The 24,262-nt window shown below is 48.2% G+C and carries 22 protein-coding genes; 3 read left to right on the top strand and 19 right to left on the bottom strand.

Annotated features, from left to right (window positions below; genetic code table 11):
- Nucleotides 1-39: 39 nt before the first annotated feature.
- Nucleotides 40-231, top strand: coding sequence for a 50S ribosomal protein L28 (gene rpmB, locus EYQ01_04650; protein ID HIE65092.1), 192 nt, complete (start codon nucleotides 40-42; stop codon nucleotides 229-231).
- A gap of 32 nt (nucleotides 232-263) precedes the next feature.
- On the opposite strand, the gene EYQ01_04645 is transcribed toward rpmB, so the two are convergent.
- From EYQ01_04645 to EYQ01_04555, 19 genes are all read right to left on the bottom strand, one after another.
- A complete protein-coding gene (locus tag EYQ01_04645; GenBank protein ID HIE65091.1) occupies nucleotides 264-1,061 on the bottom strand; it encodes a hypothetical protein in 798 nt (265 codons plus the stop codon).
- A 97-nt stretch (nucleotides 1,062-1,158) separates the two neighbouring features.
- Nucleotides 1,159-2,808 (bottom strand): DNA repair protein RecN, encoded by a 1,650-nt coding sequence (gene recN / locus EYQ01_04640; GenBank protein ID HIE65090.1) that lies wholly within the window; start codon nucleotides 2,806-2,808, stop codon nucleotides 1,159-1,161.
- 179 nt (nucleotides 2,809-2,987) lie between these two features.
- The gene (trxA, locus tag EYQ01_04635; GenBank protein ID HIE65089.1) at nucleotides 2,988-3,317 is read right to left on the bottom strand and encodes a thioredoxin; all 330 of its coding nucleotides are present in this window, start codon (nucleotides 3,315-3,317) and stop codon (nucleotides 2,988-2,990) included.
- A gap of 189 nt (nucleotides 3,318-3,506) precedes the next feature.
- Nucleotides 3,507-5,153: a chaperonin GroEL gene (gene groL / locus EYQ01_04630; GenBank protein HIE65088.1), complete on the bottom strand. Its 1,647-nt coding sequence runs from the start codon at nucleotides 5,151-5,153 to the stop codon at nucleotides 3,507-3,509.
- Nucleotides 5,154-5,195: 42 nt separating this feature from the next.
- On the bottom strand, nucleotides 5,196-5,456 hold the full coding sequence (locus tag EYQ01_04625) for a co-chaperone GroES (protein HIE65087.1): 261 nt from the start codon (nucleotides 5,454-5,456) through the stop codon (nucleotides 5,196-5,198).
- 465 nt (nucleotides 5,457-5,921) lie between these two features.
- Nucleotides 5,922-7,256 (bottom strand): S41 family peptidase, encoded by a 1,335-nt coding sequence (locus tag EYQ01_04620; protein ID HIE65086.1) that lies wholly within the window; start codon nucleotides 7,254-7,256, stop codon nucleotides 5,922-5,924.
- A gap of 140 nt (nucleotides 7,257-7,396) precedes the next feature.
- Complete coding sequence (locus EYQ01_04615; protein ID HIE65085.1) at nucleotides 7,397-8,599, bottom strand: hypothetical protein; 1,203 nt, start codon at nucleotides 8,597-8,599, stop codon at nucleotides 7,397-7,399.
- Nucleotides 8,580-9,497: an ABC transporter permease gene (locus tag EYQ01_04610; GenBank protein ID HIE65084.1), complete on the bottom strand. Its 918-nt coding sequence runs from the start codon at nucleotides 9,495-9,497 to the stop codon at nucleotides 8,580-8,582. The genes EYQ01_04615 and EYQ01_04610 overlap by 20 nt, the downstream gene beginning before the upstream one ends.
- Nucleotides 9,494-10,162 (bottom strand): cell division ATP-binding protein FtsE, encoded by a 669-nt coding sequence (gene ftsE / locus EYQ01_04605; GenBank protein ID HIE65083.1) that lies wholly within the window; start codon nucleotides 10,160-10,162, stop codon nucleotides 9,494-9,496. The genes EYQ01_04610 and ftsE overlap by 4 nt, the downstream gene beginning before the upstream one ends.
- A 475-nt stretch (nucleotides 10,163-10,637) precedes the next feature.
- Complete coding sequence (locus EYQ01_04600; GenBank protein ID HIE65082.1) at nucleotides 10,638-11,093, bottom strand: hypothetical protein; 456 nt, start codon at nucleotides 11,091-11,093, stop codon at nucleotides 10,638-10,640.
- On the bottom strand, nucleotides 11,090-11,449 hold the full coding sequence (locus EYQ01_04595; GenBank protein ID HIE65081.1) for a YraN family protein: 360 nt from the start codon (nucleotides 11,447-11,449) through the stop codon (nucleotides 11,090-11,092). Before EYQ01_04595 ends, EYQ01_04600 begins: the two co-directional genes overlap by 4 nt.
- The gene (locus EYQ01_04590) at nucleotides 11,446-12,036 is read right to left on the bottom strand and encodes a ribonuclease HII (protein ID HIE65080.1); all 591 of its coding nucleotides are present in this window, start codon (nucleotides 12,034-12,036) and stop codon (nucleotides 11,446-11,448) included. Before EYQ01_04590 ends, EYQ01_04595 begins: the two co-directional genes overlap by 4 nt.
- Nucleotides 12,037-12,160: 124 nt before the next feature.
- Nucleotides 12,161-12,529 (bottom strand): 50S ribosomal protein L19, encoded by a 369-nt coding sequence (locus EYQ01_04585; GenBank protein ID HIE65079.1) that lies wholly within the window; start codon nucleotides 12,527-12,529, stop codon nucleotides 12,161-12,163.
- A gap of 45 nt (nucleotides 12,530-12,574) precedes the next feature.
- Nucleotides 12,575-13,363 carry a tRNA (guanosine(37)-N1)-methyltransferase TrmD gene (trmD, locus tag EYQ01_04580; GenBank protein ID HIE65078.1) on the bottom strand — a complete coding sequence of 263 codons (789 nt, stop codon included), beginning with the start codon at nucleotides 13,361-13,363 and terminating at the stop codon, nucleotides 12,575-12,577.
- Entirely contained in the window at nucleotides 13,363-13,926 is a 564-nt protein-coding gene (gene rimM / locus EYQ01_04575; protein HIE65077.1) for a 16S rRNA processing protein RimM, read from the bottom strand. Before rimM ends, trmD begins: the two co-directional genes overlap by 1 nt.
- Nucleotides 13,874-14,110, bottom strand: coding sequence for a KH domain-containing protein (locus EYQ01_04570; protein ID HIE65076.1), 237 nt, complete (start codon nucleotides 14,108-14,110; stop codon nucleotides 13,874-13,876). Before EYQ01_04570 ends, rimM begins: the two co-directional genes overlap by 53 nt.
- Before the next feature lie 85 nt (nucleotides 14,111-14,195).
- Nucleotides 14,196-14,462 carry a 30S ribosomal protein S16 gene (gene rpsP, locus EYQ01_04565; protein ID HIE65075.1) on the bottom strand — a complete coding sequence of 89 codons (267 nt, stop codon included), beginning with the start codon at nucleotides 14,460-14,462 and terminating at the stop codon, nucleotides 14,196-14,198.
- A 191-nt stretch (nucleotides 14,463-14,653) separates the two neighbouring features.
- Nucleotides 14,654-15,991 (bottom strand): signal recognition particle protein, encoded by a 1,338-nt coding sequence (locus EYQ01_04560; protein HIE65074.1) that lies wholly within the window; start codon nucleotides 15,989-15,991, stop codon nucleotides 14,654-14,656.
- Nucleotides 15,992-16,365: 374 nt separating this feature from the next.
- Nucleotides 16,366-16,872: a hypothetical protein gene (locus EYQ01_04555; GenBank protein ID HIE65073.1), complete on the bottom strand. Its 507-nt coding sequence runs from the start codon at nucleotides 16,870-16,872 to the stop codon at nucleotides 16,366-16,368.
- Between the two features lie 939 nt (nucleotides 16,873-17,811).
- Between EYQ01_04555 and gltB the strand changes: the two genes are divergently transcribed.
- Together gltB and EYQ01_04545 are read left to right on the top strand one after the other, a co-directional pair.
- Nucleotides 17,812-22,320 (top strand): glutamate synthase large subunit, encoded by a 4,509-nt coding sequence (gene gltB / locus EYQ01_04550; GenBank protein HIE65072.1) that lies wholly within the window; start codon nucleotides 17,812-17,814, stop codon nucleotides 22,318-22,320.
- Nucleotides 22,313-23,782: a glutamate synthase subunit beta gene (locus tag EYQ01_04545; protein HIE65071.1), complete on the top strand. Its 1,470-nt coding sequence runs from the start codon at nucleotides 22,313-22,315 to the stop codon at nucleotides 23,780-23,782. Before gltB ends, EYQ01_04545 begins: the two co-directional genes overlap by 8 nt.
- The last annotated feature ends 480 nt before the right edge of the window (nucleotides 23,783-24,262 follow it).

Genomic DNA, 24,262 nt, shown 5'->3' with positions numbered 1-24,262 from the left:
ACTATTGCGTAGTAGCTCTACAAAGGAAGGAAAAGTTCAATGGCAAGAGTTTGTGACATTTGCGAAAAAAGGCGACAAGTGGGAAATTCAGTCAGCCACGCAAACAACAGGACAAAGCGCGTCTTCCAGCCAAACCTTCAAACGGTTCGTGCCCTCGTGGGCAAGAGCGTGAAGCGGCTCCGCGTGTGCACATCCTGCATCAAATCCGGGAAAGTGGTCAAGGCCAGATAAGAGGCCGATCTCGGCCTCCATCCACCCCCTCCTTAGTGAAAATAGTATGTCAGTCCTCCGCTGATCACATAATCAGGGGACTCGCTCGTCATACCAACTCCACCCGAAGCGTCTAAAAAGATATCCAAATCCGCCTCATATGAAAATCCACCCGCAAAAACCAGCGTCTCGTTGGGTGCGGCATCATCTACCTCTGAACTGCCACTCAATTCAGCAAAGAGGACAGAATTAGAGTCCCAGAAACCACGTTCAATTCCCAGAGAATATCGGACCTGGTCCTCCCTGTCTTCAAAGGCCGGGTTCCCGATAAGAATATAGCCAAAATTAACATGGACCATCGTCAGGTCGAACTCTTTACTGGCAAGTGCCCATATTCCCACATCCGCTTCCCCGGTTGCTTCGGGGCGAAAAAACGCCAGCTTTCCTGCGGATGGAAATTTGATCACAAGCATCCCTGCAAGAGAGAGCGGATTCGCAATCCTCCCCTTTAGGAAACGGACCTTTGTTTTCAATAAAACATCCCCGATATGCTCCAGATGATCGCCCTTGTCTTCAAAGAAGAGATAAGGAAGTTCAAAGTCTATCTCTAAGTTTTGAATCAAGCCATATCGCAATGAGGTATTGAAGGTTATCCCCCGGGTGCCGGCTGAATAGCGATTCGCGACAATACCCGTCTCCAGACGATAGGCCCCTCGATCAACAGGAATTGCACTCTCCGTAGCAAGAAAAGGACGTTGGGCAAGGGTCAAAGCAGGGAGGGATACAAAAAAGAGAAATACCGCCAGGGAGATCCATTCGGGAGTGGTCTTTTTTCTGATTGCGAGAGTCACGTCCGCATTTTACGTAGCATCAATCCCTTTGTCAAGCAATTCAGGGTCTACCAAGGCAAAGGATTGTTCAAACCAACGAGGGAGTCAACCTCCTATTTTATTCTCTCCCGGAACCGGACTTCAGGTCGATCATCTCCGCTGCATGGCGTAATGTGATCGGCGTAATCGTCACCCCCCCAAGCATTCTTGCCAATTCCGTCACCCGTTCTTCCTTCGATAATTCCTTCACCGAGGTTGCGACTCGCTCGCCCTGACTTCCTTTCTCAACAAAATAGTGATGGTCCGCCATACATGCAATCTGAGCAAGGTGTGTTATGCAAAATACCTGATGCCCTTCTGAAAGCCTGGAGAGCCGACGCCCAACGCGTTCCGCAACTGCGCCGCCAATGCCAGCATCGATCTCGTCGAAAACCAGAGTCGGAACAGGATCAACTTCAGCGAGAACCACTTTAAGCGCAAGCATAATCCGGGACAGTTCTCCCCCAGAAGCAATTTTTGTGATGCCTTGAGGAATCTCTCCAGGCTGGGCAATCAGAAACTCAACCCGCTCATTTCCCGTCTCGGAAAGGGGAATTTCCTTTAAAGAAACATTGAATAGCGTTTTTTCCATCCCCAACAAGCCCAATTCTTGCTGTACCTTCTTTTCCAAGGCCTCTTTTACTTTCGCCCTTCTTCGTGAGAGGAAAGCTGCCTGTACACTTAAATTGTCCTCCATTTCATTCAATTGCGCGTCAACATCCCTGAGGCGTTCCTCGACCGTCAAGAGACGATTCAAGTCCTCATCAAGACCTTCCTGATAAGCAAGAATTTCTTCAATTGAGGAAAGACCATATTTTTTCTTCATCCTCTGGATCAGATACAGGCGTTCTCTCACCTCCTGCAAGCGCTCCGGATGATGTTCTACATGCTCCAGACGGTCTCGCAAGGAAATTGCCAGTTCCTTCAGTTGAATCTTTGAAGTTTCCACGAGTTCCATCTCAGAAGAAGCATCTTCCGTCGCATCATGCAAACCCTGAACGGCCCGTTCTACCTCATCCAATAGGTTGAAGACACCACCTTCCTCTGAAAGCCGAGCATAAGCCTGTTCTGACAATGACACAATTCCCGACCCATTCTTCAGGAGCCTCTCCTCTCTCTCTAAAGATTTTTCTTCATCCGGATCAAGCTTCGCGCCTCTGATCTCTAAGAGTTGGTGCTCAATGAAAGATGCCTGTCGTTTCCCTTCAAGCGCTCTCTCCTCCAGAGCGGTCCTCTCCTGGCGGAGAAAAACCCAGTCCCGATAAGAGGATTTATAACGAGAACGTTCTTCAAGAATTTGACAGAAACAGTCTAGGAGAAAAAGGTGATGGTTGGTATCGGCGAGGTTATGGTTTTCCTGTTGTCCATGAATTTCAACAGATTTTTGACCGATCTGCTTTAAAGAAGAGAGGTTTGAAAGGGAACCATTGAGATAAACTCGGTTTTTCCCGGATCGGGACAAGACTCTTTTGAGAATAAAATAATCGACTGGATCGTCAGTAGGAGAGGAGTGCGGGGGTGGATCAAAACGGGCTTCCAGGGTCGCCTCGTTCACACCCTGGCGGATGGCTTCGCTCGTAAACCTTCCCCCTAGAATAAGCGCGAGCGCTTCAACAAGTATTGATTTTCCGGTTCCCGTTTCACCGGTAATGACATTTAATCCCCCATCAAAACAAAGAGAGACTTCATCAATAATTGCATAGTCCTTGATTCGAAGTTCTCTAAGCATACTCTTTAAATATCAGTCACTATTCAGTACATCCCTCTTTGGCTTCGTGAGACCCATTCCTCCATGGCGGCGTTGCTGTGGTGCTCAAATCCTCGCGTATACAACATACGCTGTGGTTCTGCGCTCCTCACGCCTTGCCCTGAAGAAAATAGTAGAATGTGAATAGTTATAAATATCAATTAGTTTGATATAATAGCCTCAATCTTTTCTTTAAATTTATTCTTTGATGCGGCGCCAACCATTTTATCGACCAGCTTACCTTCTTTAAAAAAGAGGAGCGAGGGAATTCCCATAATCTGGTACTGGCTGGATATATCCGGACTTTCATCCGTATTCAGTTTGCAGACCTTCAGGCGTCCGCTATACTCTACTGCCAATTCGTCGATCACAGGCGCGATCATCTTGCATGGACCGCACCATGAGGCCCAAAAATCAACCATAACAGCCCCGGAATGCTTCAAAACCTCTTCTTCCCAACTTTTACTCGTGACATCTACTGTATTCCCCATCATATCTCCTTAAGTAAATTTCTCATCAGGCCCGCAGCAATTGGAGGTCATTTTATAGAGATCGAAGACCGAAGTCAATCGTCAACAAACTGAAAGAGAGCAAAAACAAAGAGGCCCCCCCGGAATATTACGGGGGGGCCTCCAGAGCGAAAGATCTTTCTTCTCAACCACGATCTCCGAACTCTTTTCTTACATCATACCGCCCATGCCGCCCATACCACCCATGCCGCCACCGCCTGGCATCGGAGGCATGTCCGATTTTTCTTCCGGAAGATCAGCAACCATCACTTCAGTGGTCAGCATCAGGCCGGCAACGCTTCCGGCATTCTGCAGGGCCGTTCGCGTGACCTTGGTCGGATCAATAATCCCGGCCTTGATCAGATCAACATAGGTACCCGATCCTGCATCATAACCGAATGCACCCTCACCCTTCTTGACCCGCTCAACAACCACGGAGGCCTCCGCACCGGCGTTCTCGGCAATTTGACGAATAGGCTCTTCAATCGCCCTTCGCACAATATCACCACCAACCTTTTGGTCTCCGGTGAGCTTCAATTTATCAAGTGTGGGAATACAACGGATTAACGCAACACCGCCACCGGCGACAACACCCTCCTCAACCGCCGCTTTCGTGGCGTGAAGCGCATCCTCAACCCGTGCCTTCTTCTCTTTCATCTCAACCTCTGTTGCAGCACCAACATTGATCACGGCAACACCTCCAACAAGCTTGGCCAATCGTTCCTGAAGCTTCTCCTGGTCATAGTCAGAGGTGGTCTCCTCAATTTGAGCCTTGATCTGTTTCACCCGGCCCTGAATCTTGGAAGTCTCACCGGCACCTTCGATAATCGTTGTGTTGTCCTTGTCGATGGTCACCCGTTTTGCCCGGCCCAAGTCGGAAGCCTTAACATTTTCCAACTTCAGACCAAGGTCTTCAGAGATCACCTGCCCACCGGTCAAGATGGCGATATCTTCGAGCATCGCTTTTCTCCGGTCACCAAAACCCGGGGCTTTGACGGCCGCAACATTAAGCGTACCGCGAAGCTTGTTGATCACCAATGTCGCCAGGGCTTCTCCTTCGATGTCTTCAGCAATAATCAGAAGAGGTTTTCCCGCTTTGGCCACCTGCTCAAGAACCGGAAGCAGATCCTTCATCGACGAAACCTTTTTCTCATTGATCAGGATATAAACATCTTCAAGCCCGACCTCCATCCTCTCCGAATCGGTTACAAAATACGGAGAAAGATATCCGCGATCAAATTGCATCCCTTCGACAACATCAAGTGAGGTATCCATGCTCTTGGCCTCTTCGACGGTGATGACACCATCTTTTCCGACCTTTTCCATCGCCTCGGCAATAATATCGCCGATGGTCTCGTCATTATTTGCCGAGATGGTTCCAATCTGGGCGATTTCTTTCTTTGTCTGACATGGCTTGGAACTCTTTTCAAGGTCTACAGTGACCGCTAAGATCGCCTTATCAATCCCTCTTTTGAGATCCATTGGATTTGCACCCGCCGACAGATTTTTGACCCCTTCTCTGTAAATCGCCTGGGCCAGCACGGTCGCCGTTGTCGTACCATCTCCGGCAATATCCGAAGTCTTGCTGGAGACCTCTTTCACCAACTGGGCACCCATATTCTCATATGGGTCTTTGAGCTCGACCTCTTTCGCAACGGTCACACCATCCTTCGTGATCGTCGGGGCGCCAAACTTCTTGTCGATCACCGCATTCCGACCCTTCGGACCGAGCGTTGCCTTCACTGCATTGCTCAGCTGATTCACACCTCTCAAAATAGACGCGCGAGCGTCATCACCAAACTTTATCTGCTTTGCCATTCATTCCTCCTTCTAAAGCGCGTTGAACCTGCTAATGTTGCTCTAACCAATAATCCCCAGGATATCCTCTTCTTTCAGAATAAGATAATCCTGATCATCCAATTTAATCTTGCTACCGGAATATTTATCAAAGAGAATCGTATTTCCAATCTTCACCTCTTTGACCTCGCTTCCGATTGCCTCAATGTTCCCTTGCTGCGGTTTTTCTTTTGCGGCATCAGGGATATACAAGCCACTGGACGTCTTTTCGGGCTCATCAGAATAACTCACAAAGACCCTATCCTTAAGTGGTTTAAATTTCACCGATGATTTTGTAGCTCCTGACATATTTCTCCTCCTGGAAGCAGATTTGTTTGAACAAAGACTCACTTTGTTCTTTCTATCTATAAGTCTTGAAAAAATTCAACCCCGATTTAGACACCTTTACCTAAACTATAGGGCTCATTTTGGCACTCTCACCTATCGAGTGCTAATATCTTATATAATAACGAGAACCGCCAAATCAAGTCCCTATTATTATTTTTATTTTATATTTAATTAAAAACAAGTAATTCCAATAAGTTACGTTAAATAATTCCTGATATTTTTGTGCCGATTCAGAAGAAGTGGATTTGATTTAGGGCAAGGCGTGACAATCCAGTTCACGTATTCATAGTGAAAGGACATTTTAGATCCATGAGCGATCAGGGCTATTTACTTGAAAAGACCGTCTACCGCTCTCGATCGAATATTGCCATGGAAGTTTAGAGGGACGGGCTGATTTGTTCGCTATTTTTTCACAGACAATCTGGAATCTATTCCCTTAAATATTTTCCAGCTTTTCAATAGATCAACCGCTTTTTTCAATTGCTGATCTTCTTGCTCAATCCGGAGATCTGATCCGCTTGTTTTTTCAGCAGGTGGGATTAAAACAGGTTCTTCCGGTTGTGATTCACTTTCCAAATGCCTTTCCAGATCTTTTTCACGAATAATCTGCCTGTCTTTTATCTCGCTGATTTCGGCCGGCACGACGACAATATCCGGATCAATCCCCCGGTTCTGGATGGAACGTCCCTTCGGAGTGTAGTACTTTGCTGTTGTGAGGCGCAGGGCAGAACCATCCGACAAGGGTAAAATTGTTTGGACCGACCCCTTTCCAAAGGTCGGCGTCCCCAATATCACAGCACGTTTCCAGTCCTGTAAGGCACCCGATACAATCTCTGAAGCACTTGCACTTCCTTCGTTGACCAGGATAATTAAGGGCATTTCTCCGATCGAATTGGTTCGGCTCGACTTGTATTCATCTTTCCTGCCATCTCGAGACTTGATTGAAACAATTATTTTCCCGCTGTCCAGAAATTGTTCCGAGACATCCACGGCCGAATTCAGCAGGCCGCCCGGGTTATTCCGGAGATCCAGTATAAGGGAGTGAATATTCGCCTCCTTTAACTTGGAAATGGCCGTCCGCAAATCATTGGATGTCTTTTCCTGAAACTGTGTAATCCGAATATAACCGATCCCGGGCTCAAGGACTTTCGACTTCACACTTTTGATCAAAATCACCGCCCGGATTAGTGGAAAAATAAGCGGATCCGGCTTCGTATCCCGTTCAATCGTCAGGACCACTTCCGTTCCCTTCGGCCCCCGCATTCTGGAAACAGCATCAAGCAGGGTGGTTTCTTTCGTAAATTCATAATCATCTACTTTAAGAATAATATCTCCGGCTTTAATCCCGGCTACATCGGCAGGCGTCCCCTCAATCGGGGCAACCACAACCAAGCGGTTCTCCTTGATACCAATTTGAAGCCCGAGTCCTCCAAACTCTCCTCTTGTATCCACCTGCATTTCTTTATATATCGTCGGCGGCATAAACGTCGAATGGGCATCCAGAGTATTCAGCATACCTTTGATCGCACCGTAAATGAGTTCTTTGTTATCGATCGGCTCTACATAATTCCTTTGAAGTGCGGAAAGAACTTCGGTGAAGACCTTCAGTTCTTCATAATCATCCGTTTCTGCCGAAACATTTGTTTCAAGTCCCTTCCCCGCCATAAAGCTCACACCGAAAATTCCGATGATGGCCATAAAAAGAAGCGTGGTTCCGACCCTCTCTTTAAATTTCATTGTTCATTCCTCCCTCAGCCTTCATTCCGCCGTTTCAAAGGCATGCGACGAGCCTTCAAACTCCATTCTGATACAAAATACAGTCACCGTCAAGAGTCTGAAGAAAACTCCTCAAAAAGATCGACAAAACCTACAGGAACCTACCTCCTCTTCCGAAGCCATTTCAGAGGATTCATCGGTTTACCTTGATGCCTTATTTCCAAATAAAGTTTATTTCCCCGTGAAAGTCCCGTCCCCCCAATCTCTCCTATCACCCGATCCTTTCGGGCCTGTTCACCCACCGAAACCAACAGTTTTGATAAATGTGCATAGATGGAGTAATAATTTTCACCATGATCGACAATAATAACGATCCCATAACCGCGGAACCAATCGGCGTAAATAATGACCCCATCAAATATTGCCCGGACCTCTTCCCCCTTCGATCCTTCAATTTCAATGCCCTTACGATATATCATTGTATCAAATCTTGGATGTTTTTGACGGCCAAAACGGCTGACAACGCGCCCACCGTTCGGCCAGTTCAACTGACCCTTCTTCCGCGAAAACCTCCTTGAAGGGCGATTCTTAAAATTCTTCTGCTTAAGCTTAAGCGCCTCAATCATCCCCTGAAGTTCCCGAGAGGATTGATTCAGTTCGGTGATGGCCTTTTCATACGAGGCCCGTTCGGTCTGAACACGTGATAACAATCGACTTTTTTTCTTCCGCTCTGATCGAATAAGAGAGATTTGCTGACCAAGGGCCTCCTTATCCTGAATAAGATGCTCCTTGGCTTGGGATAAACTCCGGTTATTCTCATCGAGGTCGGCCCTTTTTTTCTTAAACTCAGAAAGAAGTTCCCCTTCTTTTTTGGCAATTGTTTTTAAGTAATAAAGCCTCCTTAAAAAATCAGTGTAATCCTCAGCGGCAAACAAAATTTTGAGCTTTCCGTTTTGCCGTTGTTGATAAATTGCGCTAAGATGTGTCGCAATTCCCTTTCTCATTTCTTGGACATCTTGTTCTAAATGGTCACTCTTGTGAGTGAGACTCACAATTTGCGTGTCCTTCTCTTTGATCTTCAACTCCAGCAGACCGCTTTTCCTTTGATGGCTACGATAACGCTGATCGATCTTCTGTAATCTGGAGAGAATTGACTTTTCCCGCCTTTTCGCAGCGCGCGTCTTCTTCTGTTTCCCCTTGATCTTTTTTTTTATCTGATTCAGTTCATTCTTTTCCCTATCAATCTTCTTGTCCAATCCGGGCGATTGTTCAGCCCCGATCACAACAATTGTTTTGACCAGAAACGCCCCAAGAACCATGAGACTAAAGACAACCTTATTCAGCTTATTTCTTTTGAGGTTCACTCTTCGCCTGAAGTCTGAGAAGTTGATTTAATGAAACAAGGCTGCCAATGCCGCCGAACATTCCCCCGGCGACGATCAAACCCACCAGCATACTCACGGGCAGAAAGCGGATATCTTGAAAATGTCCGATCACTCCTCCCAATGACTGAAGGTGTACCTTGGAAAAACTGTACAAACTAAAAAGGATGAGTGTGGCCAAGCCCCCCCCGACAAGACCCATCATAGATCCCTCCATGAAAAAAGGGATCTTGATAAAGCGGTGGGTGGCCCCGATCAACTTCATAATCTCGATCTCTTCCCTCCGATTATAAAAGTGAAGACGGATCGTATTGGCAACAATGGTCATGACGGCAACCGCAAGGAAGCCACCGATACCAAGACCGACAATCTTCATAAAATTCAAAAAAGCGTTCAGGGTTTGAAATAACTCAGAGCCATAATGTATCTCATCCACGCCGGGCAAAGACTTAAAGTATTTGATCATGTTTTGGATCTCTACGGGATCCTGATGATTGGCCTTTACACGAATCTCGAAAGATGCCGGAAGGGGGTTCTCTCCAAGACTTTTCAGGAGGGGTTGATCCTGAAAATAGGCCTTGAATAGTTCAAGGGCCTTCTCTTTAGAAATGTAGTCAAAGGATGCGATACGGTCATCATCGGAAAGCGCTTCCTCAATCTTTTTAATTTTACCATCACCAATAGCGTTATTGATATAAATACTAAACTGGACATTCTCACGCATCGTCCCAATAAATCCCTGAAAATTATAATAAAAAAGTAGAAAAAGACCGAACAGCATGAGGGTGAGACTGAGTGAAATCAGGGAGAGTAAGGCCATGGTCCGATTAAGCTTGATGTTTTCAAGTGCCGCATCAAAAAAATAAAGCAGGCGTTTCATTCGGGAATGCCATCAAAAACAATCTTACCCTTATCGAGGACCAGGACCCGCTTGGCTGCTTTGGACAACAAACGGCGGTCATGGGTTGCAACAACGATTGTTGTTCCGGTTGTATGAATACCTTTTAGGAGATCAACAATATCATTCGAGAGCTCATCATCCAGGTTGCCGGTGGGCTCATCAGCAAGCAATAATCTTGGGCGATTCACCAGGGCTCGAGCGATCGCAACCCGCTGCTTCTCCCCTCCAGATAAAAAGGGGGGACGCTGCCCATGACGATGCTCAATTCGAACCTGTTTTAGAACTTCATGGACTCTTTTCCTGATCTCGAGTCGAGACGCACCCATTATTTCCATTGGGAGAGCGACATTTTCAAATACCGTTTTTCGCTGAATCAATTTATAATCCTGAAAGATAAACCCCATTTTTCGTCTTATAAAAGGGATCTCTCTTTCCTTGAGGCGAGAAATGTTTTTTCCGCCGATCAGGATTTGTCCTTCATCAGAACGTTCTTCACAAAAAATCAGCTTCAGCAATGATGTTTTTCCCGCACCACTTGCGCCGACCAAAAAAATAAAATCCCCTTTATTGATCTTTAAATTGATATCCTCAAGTGCCGGATGCGTTCTGCCATAGTATTTATAGATATGAAACATCTGGATCATTTTCTATTCCGGATCTGACATGAGTCCCCCTGAGAACACGCAGAGTAAGCGTAATCCCCGTACTTCCGGCGAGGCTGGCGAGCGAATAGGATAAAGGAACCTCTGATCAAGTCATGGATTATTTTTTCAGGGCAAAAATGTCTCGCTTCCATGGGGCGAGGTTCTTCAAAACCCCTGACATAACCACCAATGAACCCTTAGACTCTCGAGAATGATACGGCGGGCTCTGCGCAGAATAGAGGCAGTCTCAGCAGACCGGGATCTCGCAATCAGGGCTCTCTGCCCAAGATCGGCGATTGGATCTTGGGGGAAAGCGCATAAGTCGCCTGAAAGACAAGGCCAGAGGCCATAAGCGCGAGCGAGACGTACTCACCTGTACGGTGAGGAGTCCGTTGGCCGATAACTCAGGCGAATGGGTCTCGCGCCAGCCATCGTCGGTTTCTAATTTCGCTATCGCGGAATTAGGGCTCTGACACTAGTTATCATTCTCATCTTTACTTGAAATGTAATCAAGAATCAAATCATCCAAACTCTTCTTCCCGGTCGTTTCCTTCCCCACCGGTTTAGGTAAGGAATCCTCCTTCTTGGCCTTGACTTTGACCTTGATTTCTTCCGTCTTCGGGGCGGGCTTTTCAGGAGGACTCTGAACATCTTTCTTGCGCCGATTTATGCCCTCAGCACGCACAATTAATCCGGATGTCAGATCACGGATCATCCCCTTATGTTGTTCCCGCATGAGTTCCTGAACCGCATCCTTCGGAGAATCGGGTTGAAGAACTTTACCATAGTCCGTTCTCTTGGACGCGTATATCGCACCGGCCTTAAACAACAGCGTTGTAATCACAGGACTGTTTTCACCGCCATCCTCCGTTTGAATATGGAAGATTTCTCCCTTATATTTAATATCTGTGTTGATTCCGCTTATCATCATATCGTGCTTTCCAAGAAATCAAAGGCATTTCGGAAAAGATCCACCTTGTATCTTCCTGCACAGGCCACAACTGCAACAACGTCAAAACGACAGTCACAGGGCCTTACCTTTTTATGGCGGAGGTAACCCAAGGCAACCCGGCTCAACTTCGTTTGTTTTCTCAGGTCGACTGCATCTTGAGGAAGGCCAAAACGAGTTCCCGACCGTGCTTTCACTTCAATAAAAACCAATGTGTTCCCCTCACGCGCAATAATGTCAATCTCTCCTGACTTCGTCCGATAATTCCGCACCAAAAGACGATACCCATGTTCTAACAAATACTGCGCCGCAATATCTTCGCCCTCCTTACCGGTCACAGAATGACACCACGAAATGTCTTTCTGTGAAGAGAGCAAGGCCCCCACTCTCTAATCATTTTTAGATGCGTTGCGGTTCCATACCCCTTGTGAATATTGAACTTGTATTCCGGAAATACTTCGTGGTACTTGCACATCAGCCGATCTCTCGTCACCTTCGCGATCACGGATGCAGCGGCGATACTGACGGAAAGACGGTCTCCATGAATAATCCCCTTTTGATCCCGCCCAAAATCCGGGAGGGTCAATGCATCAATCAAAAGGTAGTCCGGCTCCAATTGCATCTGTGCCACACTCTTCTGCATGGCCCGAATCGTTGCCTGTAATATATTGATCTCATCAATCGTATCGTTATTGACAATACCGACACCGATTGAGGTGGCCTCCCGATTGATCTGTTCAAAGAGGACCTCCCGTTTCCCCGGACTTAGCTTTTTTGAATCGCGGATTCCAGGCAACAAACATCCTGGAGGGAGAATAACGGCAGCGGCGACAACCGGCCCGGCCAGAGGGCCGCGACCCGCCTCGTCAATCCCGCAAACATTGCGAAACCCGAGTGAGGTAAGCGCCCTCTCAAAAAACCCCATTGAAAATAACCAGTGCTCTATGACGGACCTATCTAAAACCGCGTTTAAAACCACCTTAAGGGACCATACAAATCACTCAGAATACACCATCCTGAGTGATGATGCGCCAAAAGGGAAGACTTCTTTACTTGGAGGACTTGGAAGGTCTTACCCTCTCTTTTTCCCGGAGCCGTGCAGCACGGCCTGTCCTCTGGCGCAAATAATAGAGCTTCGCACGCCGGACTGCACCGACCCTGATCACTTCGACCTTGGCGATCCAGGGAGAATGAACCGGAAAAATCCTTTCTACCGCAACATTGTAGGCAACCTTTCTGACGGTAAAGGTCTCACGGTTTCGCGTCCCTTTTCTGCGAATCACAACACCTTCAAATATCTGAATCCGTTCCTTTTCGCCTTCCTTAATCTTTACATGAACACGAACCGTATTTCCAACATTAAACTGCGGAACGCTCTCCTTCAACATGCCTTGCTCCAACCGTGCTATCCGATCCATGATCCCTTTCTCCTTAATTGAATAATTGCCAACATAATTCTTGCGCTATGAACCCTGATCGGTCCGTTCCACTTTCAGTGTTTCTTTACCGTTCTCATCGGAATTCCCATCCGAAAAACGACTGATCCACGCCATTTCCGATTCGCTGAGGGTGGCTTCTGCCAATAAGTCCGGTCTATTTTTCATCGTATTGATCAGTGACTGTTCCTTTCGCCAGGCCCGAATCGCAGCATGATTTCCGGAAGAGAGTACCCTGGGAACCCGCATTCCTCTGAATTCCGAAGGTCGCGTGTATTGGGGATATTCGAGAAGAGAAGACGAAAATGATTCCTCTACAACGGAGCGCGGATCTCCCAGCACGCCTGGAACAAGTCTGGCGGAAGCATCAATAATAATCATTGTCGCGACTTCTCCTCCGGTGAGGACGAAGTCGCCGACCGATACTTCCTCAAGGGGCAGCCCTTCTTTCACCCGTGCATCGATTCCCTCGTAATGACCGCAAATAAAAACAAAACGACGCGTTTCTTTCGAGAAGGATTCAGCCATCCTCTGGTCAAAACGCTTTCCCTGCGGTGAGGGCATAATCACCCGGATCTCACCGCTCTCTTTTCGGATTGCGTCCACAGCAGCATAAATCGGTTCCGGTTTCAAAACCATCCCGGGACCCCCACCATAGGGCGTATCGTCCGTCATACGATGCTTATCTGCCGTAAAATCCCTTAACTGGTGGACCCGAATCTCCAATAGCTGGCGTTCCTGCGCCCGCTTTAAGATGCTTTCCTGAAAAACAGGCAACACCATTTCCGGGAATAAGGTCAGGATGTCACAACGCATCATTCGATGAGTCCTTCAACAGGAATAATAACCATCCTGTTCTCTGCTAAATCAACCGACTTTACAAATTTTCGAAGGGCCGGGATCAGCACTTCACGCTTTCCGGATCTAACCGCATAGACATCATTGCTTCCCGTCTCGTAAATCTCTTCCAATATGCCCAGGCGGGTGCCGTCTTCCAAGACCACTTCCAGACCAGTCAATTCGCTGTGATAATAACTCCCCTCCGGCAGGGGAAGCCTTTCCTCCTCCGGAATCTGGATGAAGGCCCCTTTCAAAAATTCCACTTTCTCAATGGAAGTCAATCCGGAAAAGCTGAGGTAAACATAACGCCCATACCTTACCCGATCGATTCGAATCGCTTGATGCCGACCTTCTGAGGTTTCGACAATCACATCGGTCAAATGGTCAAAGCGATTCGGGATATCGGTCAGCGAAAAGATCTTAAGTTCTCCGCGCAGTCCGACCGGACCTAGAATTTTTCCGATTGTGATGTATGCCCTCGACAATCTATTCCAGGATTTCGAGAACGCATCTCTTGCCGATCTTGGTGCCTGCAGCATTCAAAATGGTCCTCATCGCCCTGGCCGTCCTCCCCTGTTTTCCGATCACCTTCCCCAAGTCTTCCTGCGCGACGCGAAGTTCAATAATCGTCGTCTTTTCACCTTCGGTTTCTCTCACGGCTACATTTTCAGGCCTGTCTACAAGTGACTTTGCAATGTATTCGATCAGCTCTCTCATCGTCATCATCCCCATATACTGTGTATGACATTCTCGGCCACGATTGAGAATTTCCAACAGGACAACTTCTTTTTGATGTTGAACGTGTCCCCTATGCGTTCGACTCCTTTAATTTTTTAAACAATTGCACCTTACTGAATATCGACTTCACCGTATCAGAGACCGTGGCACCCTTTTTCAGCCAATGGATCGCCTTTTCTTCCTTGACCTGTATCTTGGCTTCGGCCCCCAATGGATCGTAAGTCCCCAGAATTTCGATAAACTTCCCGTCTCTCGGCGCCTCAGAATCCGCGACCACTATCCGGTAAAAAGGCCGCTTATGTCTTCCCATTCGAGTCAATCTAATCCGTACTGCCATGCACTACCCCCTTATTATTATCATTTAAACATTCAGCCGGATCAATATCCGGACATCGTTCCATACCATTCAGCATGCCCGTATTTTTTTTATGGCAAGGCGCGGGGAGCGCAGAACCCGGAGCGTATGGTTTATACGTGAGGATTCGAGCACCACAGCAACGCCGCCATGGAGAAAAAGACGGGCATGCATCATCCAAAGGGCGACATCATTTGCCCTAGCCCCTTCATCTTACCGGAAGTCATCCGCTTCAACATCTTCTTTGCCTGATAAAACTGCTTAAGAAGACGATTGATATCCTGAACAGAGGTCCCGCTTCCTCTTGAGATTCTTTTCCTTCTGTTCCCATTGATAATACTCGGAACGCGTCTCTCTTTATGGGTCATCGATGAAATAATGGCTTCCACATGCTTCATCTCTTTTTCCATCTTACTCTGGTCAGGAAGAGATTTCATATTCTTCGCACCCGGAATCATCTCCATTATCTTTCCCATGCCCCCGATCTTCTTCATCTGCTTGACTTGTTGTGCAAAGTCCTCAAGCGTAAACTCTTCCTTCCGGATCTTTTTCTCGAGGATTTCGGCCTGTTCTTTGGTATAACTCTCTTCGGCCAATTCGACCAAAGAAAGAACATCGCCCATCCCGAGGATACGAGAAGCCATTCTGTCCGGGTGAAAGGGTTCAAGATCCTCCAGTTTTTCTCCGGTCCCGATAAACTTAATCGGCGCGCCCGTCACAGACCGAATGGACAGGAGGGCCCCGCCCCGCGCATCGCCTTCCGTCTTTGTTAAAATAATCCCGGTTAGGCCAAGATCCTGATGAAATTTCTGGGCGACATTCACGGCAATTTGACCAGTCATTGCATCGGCCACAAATAGAATTTCATCCGGGGAGATGCCGGACTTCATCTGAACCAACTCCGCCATCAAGGCCTCGTCAACCTGCAATCGGCCCGCCGTATCGAAGATCACCACATCGAAACCTTCAGTTTTGCCTCGTACGGCCCCTTTTTTCATCACGGCGACAGGGTTCTTTTCAGCCCCCGGTTCCATAACCGGAATATCCAATCCCTTTCCAAGCGTTTGCAGTTGGGACACTGCGGCAAGGCGCTGTAAATCTCCCGCGACCAAGAGCACCCGCTTTCCTTCCCGCTTAAAGCGCCGTGCCAATTTCCCGGCAGTGGTCGTTTTTCCAGAGCCCTGAAGCCCGACCAGCATGATCAATGTCGGAGGCTGCGAAGAAAGGGCGATGGTCTCCCCCTTTCCTCCCATCAGGCGGGAAAGCTCTTCCCATACAATCTTGACCACCTGCTGTCCAGGGGCCAAGCCCTCAAGAATTTCTTTTCCGACCGCTTTTTCGCGAATCCATTCGATAAACGATTTGGCCACCTTAAAATGGACATCCGCCTCCAGCAAGGCAAGGCGGACTTCCCTTAGGGCCTCATCGATGTTCTTCTCGGTTAAAAGACCTCGTCCCCGGATCTTTTTGAAGACCGCATCAAGCTTTTTTGTCAAATTTTCCAACATGATAGAGCAAAAACCTCAAGACAAAAAAATCCTCTTAATTCTAAAGCAGTCCCATTTTGAAGTCAAGATATTTAAAATAGACGAAGTGGCTCAAAGAAGAGGGTTCGGGGGGGGGGGATCCATTCGGGGACATAAATTAATGTAAAACTGTCTTGCTAACACGTTGAGCTAACCCGCAAGCCAACGATGCAGCCCGAAGGCCACAAAGTGTAAACGAGTCGGGTTGAGCGCCGTGTTAGGGCATTTCCACACCCACTATCGATTCTTCAATCTTCATCCCATACCATCTGTTTTTTATCAATTCTTGTATTGAAGATATTATTAGATTTGATCCGTATTGAATTAAATTAAAAGTTACAGATAAATCTTCATCTATCCTATTGTCTATATGTTGCTGAACTCATTGGATGGTGTATTTGATAGCCACCATGCACTATTGCACAACGGAGATCGTATAGTTTTCTTAAAGTCTTTTTTAATATTCTTTGATCATATCCATCAAATTTCAATAATGAAGATATTCGCTGATATAGGTTAGTAAATCCTTCACCGACTTTAGTTTTATATAACGCCTCCAGCGCATGAAATATCCATATTATTGTTGTTACATCTCCATCCAGACGACACATATGGAACAATGAAAACAATGCTCTTTCTAATGAAGATTCTGCCTTCTGCTTTATACCCAAGTCTAGAACCTTAAACCATTCCAATACGTCTTTTAAGGACAAGGTGGAAATATTGGGCTTCTTTCCGTTTAGAGATGAGTAATATCCTATTTCAAAGTTATGGCTAGATAGCTTAAAATGATTACTGTCATCAGATGATTTAGAACAAATTTTTATATTTAGGCAATCACATGAACCGGGGACAGAAAAATTCATGATAGAAAAAAAGTCGTAATATATACCTTTCAGCAAAAAATCGTGGATACCATCCACACTTAGTTAATTCGTTACTCCCATTTATGACAACAGAACAGGGCACATCAGAAAACTTCTGATAGGAATTCTTGTATACCAGGCCTCTAAATCCCCCTCTTCTTCCAACACCCGGTGAAATCCAATATTTAGTTCCGCATGTTCCTTGACCCGATCTAATACTTCCTTCCAATCAACGCTAATATTTACATGACAGTTTGAATGGAAATAATTTCTATTTCTTAATAATTCTACAGCATTTTCCCAAACAGCTATATCAAGTGAATCAATGTCTTTCCAAGATTCATTTTGGCTGGATCTGGTTATGTTACCAGGTGAAAATATAGTTTGTGTTCCATGAACTTGCGTAGCCCTAACATTATACTAGGCGCCCTATTAGCCTTATAAGTTTACGCCTTTTTTCAGGGATATTAAATTTAGTCCGAAAAGTCAAATAGATAGGAGCTCATCAGGATACAACAAGCAATCAAAGGTGGCTTCTGCTGAATAAGATAACAATCTCAGATCATCAGGTCAGAATAGATCCAATCGGATTTTCCTTGTCTTTTCCATGTTTTCACACCTGATTGCCCATGAGCTCCGAACTTATAGACTTCCAGTCATATAGCCTACCTCCAACCTATAGCAGATTGAAGGGACAGACAATGGAAACAGCATCAATCCCCAGGATGAGATTACGGGGTGAAGAAAATCCTTTTCAAGAACCCCCTTTTTGCCTTATAATCCTTTGTTAATGCTCAAAACCACAGTATAGTGACAGTTGGATCAACATCCCCTCCTGGAAAGGGCACTTTTCTTACATTAAAGGCTGCGTCCTGAAACAACGTCAATAAGACAGGAATTCTCAATCGAATGAGTCAAAACGTTTTTAAAAAACATGCAATGGGCCTTCCCCCGAAACAGGGGCTCTATGACCCCCGTTATGAAAAAGACGGCTGCGGCATTGGATTCGTGGTCAATATCAAGGGGGTCCGCACACAGGATATTATCAAAAAGGGATTCGAGATACTTGAGAACCTTGCGCATCGGGGGGCCGCCGGCTGCGATCCCTGCACCGGTGACGGGGCCGGGATCTTGCTTCAGATTCCACATGCCTTTTTAGACAGAGCAACTTCCGGAATCGGTATTCATCTTCCTCCCGCGGGCGCGTACGGGATCGGCATGGTCTTCCTTCCATCCGACCCCTCAGACCGCCACGCGTGTGAGCAGCTCTTCGAAAAGACAATTATAGATGAGGGTCAACGCGTTTTAGGGTGGCGTGACGTCCCGACCCAAGAAAAGCATCTCGGCGAGCTTGCCCGGAAAACACTGCCGGCAATCCGACAGGTCTTCATCGCGCGGGATGTCCTCGACGAGAAGGCCTTCGAACGAAAACTCTATGTCATTCGCCGGCGGATGGAAAACGCCGTGCGCGCCTCGGCCATTGAAGAAAAATCTTTGTTCTACATCGTCAGTCTTTCCTGTCAAACCATCGTCTATAAAGGACTCCTCCTCCCGGAGCAGGTCCCGCTCTTCTATCCGGACCTCTCTGACAAGGAAACCGTCAGCGCCCTGGCCCTCGTCCACTCCCGCTTCTCGACCAATACCTTCCCGACCTGGCCCCTCGCGCATCCCTACCGCTATGTCTGCCACAACGGGGAGATCAATACCTTAAAGGGAAATGTCAATTGGATCCGGGCGCGACAAGGACGTTTTCACTCCAAACTTTTTGGAGACGACGACCTGGAAAAGCTCTTTCCGATTATCTATGAAGATCAGAGCGATTCGGCCTGTTTCGACAACGCACTCGAATTTCTCGTCATGGGAGGACGATCTCTCCCCCATGCCATGATGATGTTGATTCCGGAGGCCTGGGCCGGCGACCCGCATATGGATCACGACCGGAGAGGATTTTATGAATATCACGCCGCCATGATGGAGCCATGGGATGGACCGGCCGCCGTTGCATTTACAGATGGCAAAGTCATCGGCGCAACCCTCGACCGAAACGGCCTTCGACCTGCACGCTACCTGGTCACGCAAGACGATCTGGCCGTCCTCTCTTCTGAAGCCGGCGTCCTCTCCTTCAAGCCCGAAGAAATCCGAGCCAAGGGCCGCTTACAACCCGGCAAGATGTTCCTGGTCGACACCGAACAGGGCCGCATTATTGACGATGAGGAAATCAAGTCACAGATCGCTTCTCAGAAACCCTATCGCGAATGGGTTGCTTCAAACCGGATCAGCGTCAGCGAACTTCCGGAGCCCCTGAATCTCCTTCAACCGGACCATGCCACCTTACGACAACGACAGCAAACCTTCGCCTACACGATTGAAGACCTGAAGATGCTCATGATTCCCATGGCCGTCACCGGGGAAGAACCCACCGGCTCGATGGGAGATGACACCCCGCTGGCCGTTTTATCAGACGCGCCCCAACTCCTCTTTAAATACTTTAAACAGCTCTTTGCGCAGGTCACCAATCCGCCGATTGATCCCATCCGGGAACACCTGGTCATGTCCCTGATCACGACGATCGGCCCCAAGGCGAACCTTCTCGGAGAGACCCCGGAACACGCGAGGCGGATCAAGGTCCAACAACCGATCTTAACCAACGCAGACATCGAAAAAATCCGGCAGATCTCCGATGGACACTTCAGAACAATCACGCTCAAGATGCTCTTCCTGGCCGCCAAAGGTCCCAAAGAGATGGTTGTTGCCCTCGATAAACTCTGTGAACAGGCCACGGAAGCCATCCAAGCCGGATATAAATTTATCATCCTGAGCGATTGCGGAATCAATGAGGAGTGGGCCCCGATCCCCTCTCTTCTGGCCGTCTCTGCGGTTCATCATCATCTCATACGAACCTCATTGAGAACAGAGGTCGGCCTGATTGTGGAAACCGGTGAGGCCAGAGAGATCTCGCACTTCGCCCTCTTGATTGGATACGGTGCCGGAACCGTCAATCCCTATCTGGCCTTCGAGACATTGACGGATATGGCACGGGAAGCTTATTTCCCAGAAGCCATTGATGAAGAAACAGCGGAAGTAAAATATATCAAGGCCATTAACAAAGGGCTCCTGAAAATATTCTCAAAAATGGGAATCTCCACCGTCCAGAGCTATTGCGGGGCCCAAATCTATGAGGCCATCGGGCTCGATACAGAAACAATCGACCGCTACTTTGCCGGAACCGCCTCCAGAATCTCTGGAATCGGAATAGAGACCATTGCCGAAGAGTCGCTTCGCCGCCATAAGTTGGCCTATCATACCTACCAGCCAGTGCGCCAGCTCGACTTTGGCGGGGAATATCATTATCGAAATCAGGGAGAACGTCACAACTGGAATCCTGAAACCATTGCCAGCCTGCAACACGCGTCTCAGACGAACAGTTATGCCACTTATAAGGAATTCAGCCGCATCGTCGATGATCAATCGAAGCGACGTTCCAATATTCGGGGCCTTCTTGAATTTAAAGAGACAAACCCCATCCCCATCGACGAGGTGGAACCGGCCTCTGAAATCGTAAAACGCTTCACAACCGGGGCAATGTCCTACGGGGCGATCAGCAAAGAGAGCCACGAGACCCTCGCCATCGCGATGAATCGTATGGGGGGCCGCAGTAATACCGGAGAAGGCGGAGAAGACCCGGAGCGGTTCAAAGATGACCGCAACAGCGCGATTAAACAGGTGGCTTCCGGACGCTTCGGCGTTACCACGCATTACCTCGTCAATGCCAAAGAGCTGCAAATCAAGATGGCCCAGGGGGCAAAACCGGGTGAAGGGGGGCAGCTTCCGGGTCATAAGATTGATGAGGTCATTGCGGGCCTGCGTTTTTCGACCCCTGGCGTTACGCTGATCTCGCCGCCGCCTCACCACGATATTTATTCTATTGAAGACCTGGCACAACTTATATATGACTTGAAAAATGTCAATCCGAAGGCGATGGTGAGTGTCAAGCTGGTGGCCGAGGTCGGGGTTGGTACCGTGGCCGCCGGTGTCTCGAAGGCGCATGCCGACCTTATCCTCATTGCAGGGGGTTCCGGAGGAACCGGCGCCGCTGCCCTCTCCTCGATTAAACATGCCGGCCTACCCTGGGAACTCGGACTGGCAGAAACCCAACAGACGCTTGTTTTGAATGATCTTCGCGGCAGGACGCGGATTCAGGTGGATGGGCAGTTCAAGACCGGACGAGATGTCATCATCGGCGCCCTCTTGGGTGGAGAAGAATATGGCTTCTCAACCGCACCCTTGATCGTTGAAGGATGTATCATGATGCGCAAGTGTCATCTCAATACCTGTCCCGTCGGTATTGCCACACAAGACCCTGTCCTGAGAAAGAAGTACAAGGGACAAGCCGATCATGTGGTCAATTACTTTTTCTTTGTCGCAGAAGAGGTCCGGGAATGGATGGCGCGTCTCGGGTTTCGGAAAATAGAAGAGATGGTCGGCCGCAGCGACCTTCTCCGCTCAAAAAAAGTCATCGACCACTGGAAAGGACGTGGAATTGACCTGAGCGCCATCCTCTATCGCCCCGATGTCCCTGATCATGTTGCCCGATACTGCATACAGAAACAGGACCACGGACTTGAAAAGGCCCTCGATCATCAACTACTCAAAATCGCCCGGCCCGCACTCGAACGGAAAGAAAAAGTCCGTGCCGAACTTCCCATCCGAAATGTCCATCGAACCGTTGGGACTATTCTTTCTGGAGAAATCGCCCGCCGTTACGGCCCCGCGGGACTTCCAGAAGACACCATTCAATTCAAGTTTACGGGGTCCGCCGGTCAAAGCTTCGGGGCCTTCTGCGTAAAGGGTCTCACGCTTACACTCGAAGGAGAGGCCAACGATTATGTCGGAAAGGGACTCTCAGGCGGGAAACTCATCGTCACTCCCCCGGCAGCCTCGATTTTCCCCAAGGAAGAGACGATTCTCATTGGAAACACCGTTCTATACGGGGCGACCGGCGGCGAGGCCTATTTTTATGGCATGGCCGGAGAACGCTTTGCCGTTCGAAATAGCGGGGCAACCACTGTCATCGAAGGGATAGGAGATCATGGCTGTGAATATATGACCGGAGGGGTTGTTGTTGTTCTGGGAAAAACCGGGCGAAATTTCGCCGCGGGCATGAGCGGGGGCGTCGCATTTGTTCTGAATGAAGACCATACTTTTGAACGGCAATGCAACTTAAGCCTCGTCGAACTGGAACCGGTCAGAAATATTGCGGACAAGACTCTCTTGAAAGAAACGATCAAAAAATATGAACAATATACAAAAAGTAAAAGAGCAAAGCACATTTTAGAACAATGGGAGATGATACTCCCCCATTTTATCAAAGTAATTTCCGTTGAATATAAAAAAGTTCTGGAGCAACGGAAGGCACAAAAAGCAAAGGAGGCCGCCGGGCGTGGGTGATCTAAAAGGCTTCCTAAAACTTCGTCGGAAAGGACCCAAGCGACGGCCCGTTTCGAAACGCATCAAAGACTGGAAAGAAATATACCTCCCGGTTCTTGATAGCACCCTCAAGGACCAGGGCGCGCGATGCATGGATTGCGGAATCCCCTTTTGCCAGGGAGGAACCGGCTGTCCGGTTCAGAACATGATTCCAGACTGGAATGACCTTGTCTTCCGGGGGCGCTGGAAAGACGCGCTGAAGGCCCTTCACACCACCAATAATTTCCCCGAGTTTACCGGGCGGCTTTGCCCTGCCCCCTGTGAATCCGCCTGTGTTCTCGATATTATTGATGACCCTGTTTCCATACGGGTCATCGAATGGAATATTGTAGATAAAGGTTTTTCAGAAGGATGGATCACCCCGATCGCACCTGAACGGGAAACAGGGAAGAAAATTGCCATCATCGGCTCCGGCCCCGCCGGCCTTGCCGCCGCCCAGCAGCTTCGCCGGAACGGCCACGCCGTGACCGTCTTTGAAAAGGACGATCGGATCGGAGGGCTCCTTCGATACGGCATTCCTGAGTTTAAGATGGAGAAGGCCGTTCTCGACCGCCGTCTTGCACAGATGATCAAGGAAGGTGTCATTTTCAAGACCAATTCCAATATTGGAAAGGACCTCTCCACCGACAGGCTTATGCAAGAATTTGACGCGGTCTGTCTTACAATCGGAGCCATGGAAGCGCGCGATCTTCCAATCCCCGGCCGGGATCTGAACGGAGTCCACTTCGCTATGGATTTTTTAACACAGCAGAACAAGCGGCTCGCAGGTGACACCATTGACCCCATCCAAAGCATTACCGCCAAAGACAAAAGTGTAATCATTATCGGTGGTGGAGATACCGGAGCAGACTGCCTTGGGACCTCCCATCGTCAAGGAGCAAAAGAGATTTATCAATTCGAACTCCTCCCGAAACCGCCGCCTCAGAGATCAGACAAAACGCCCTGGCCCCTCTGGCCTATGCAGCTCCGGACCTCCCCTGCCCATGAGGAAGGAGGAAAAAGAGAGTGGTCTGTTTCGACCTTGAAATTCACGGGAAAGAATGGGAACGTTGAGCAGCTCCACGCCGTCCGTGTAGAAATGACAAAAGATAGCAAGACCGGGCGCGCACAATTTAAAGAAATCTCTAGTAGCACATTTGAACTTCAGGCCGACTTGGTTCTTCTCGCTATGGGCTTTACCGGCCCGGTGAAAGAGGGTCTCCTATTCGATCTTGGCGTTGAACTTTCTTCGCGAGGAACAGTCACCGTCGATGAGAACCACATGACCAATATCGACGGCGTCTTCGCAGCAGGAGATGTAAAACTTGGGGCGTCTCTCATTGTCTGGGCCATCCGGGAAGGGCGTGACGCCGCCAAAGGAATTGAACACTATCTTCAGATGCGCCCTGCCGGGCGAACTAAGTCAAGAAAGATCCAGTCGTAAGAAATCTGAAAAACCACATTTCTATCATGCCCGTGCAAACGGGAAGATAGCCTTTCCATGTAGTTACCCTTTCACCTATATTTCCATTGCTCACGGCAAGGCCGTTCATTGGCACACACACCCCCCTCTTTTGGCGGGATTGACAGGGTTTAAGCGCAATGCTATAAAAACTTTACTATTTCAAGTCCTAACCGTAATAAAAACTCCTGGATTTACTTTCGAGAGTGCAGGTTAATGGATCCCAACTTAGATAAACCCCCGGTTTTCACCCTTCCTTTACGTTATTTTACGCTAAGAAGCCTTAAAAGATTTCGCCTTTCTATTGGTGGATTGGCAGGTCTAATCTCCTCGTCAAAGATGCCTCTTTTGGCAGTCAGTCCGAACAACCTTTTGTTGCGGAGTGTTGAGTTATAACTGAAAGTGGTGTATTGAGTACTTGAAAAAAAGCGGCGTATCTGGTTGATTTGAAACTGCGAATGA

It is taken from the genome of Candidatus Manganitrophaceae bacterium (genome assembly GCA_012960925.1).
Classification (GTDB): domain Bacteria; phylum Nitrospirota; class Nitrospiria; order SBBL01; family JAADHI01; genus DUAG01.
Note: the sequence above shows the minus strand (reverse complement) of the source record. Positions and strands in the feature narration are given on the sequence as shown.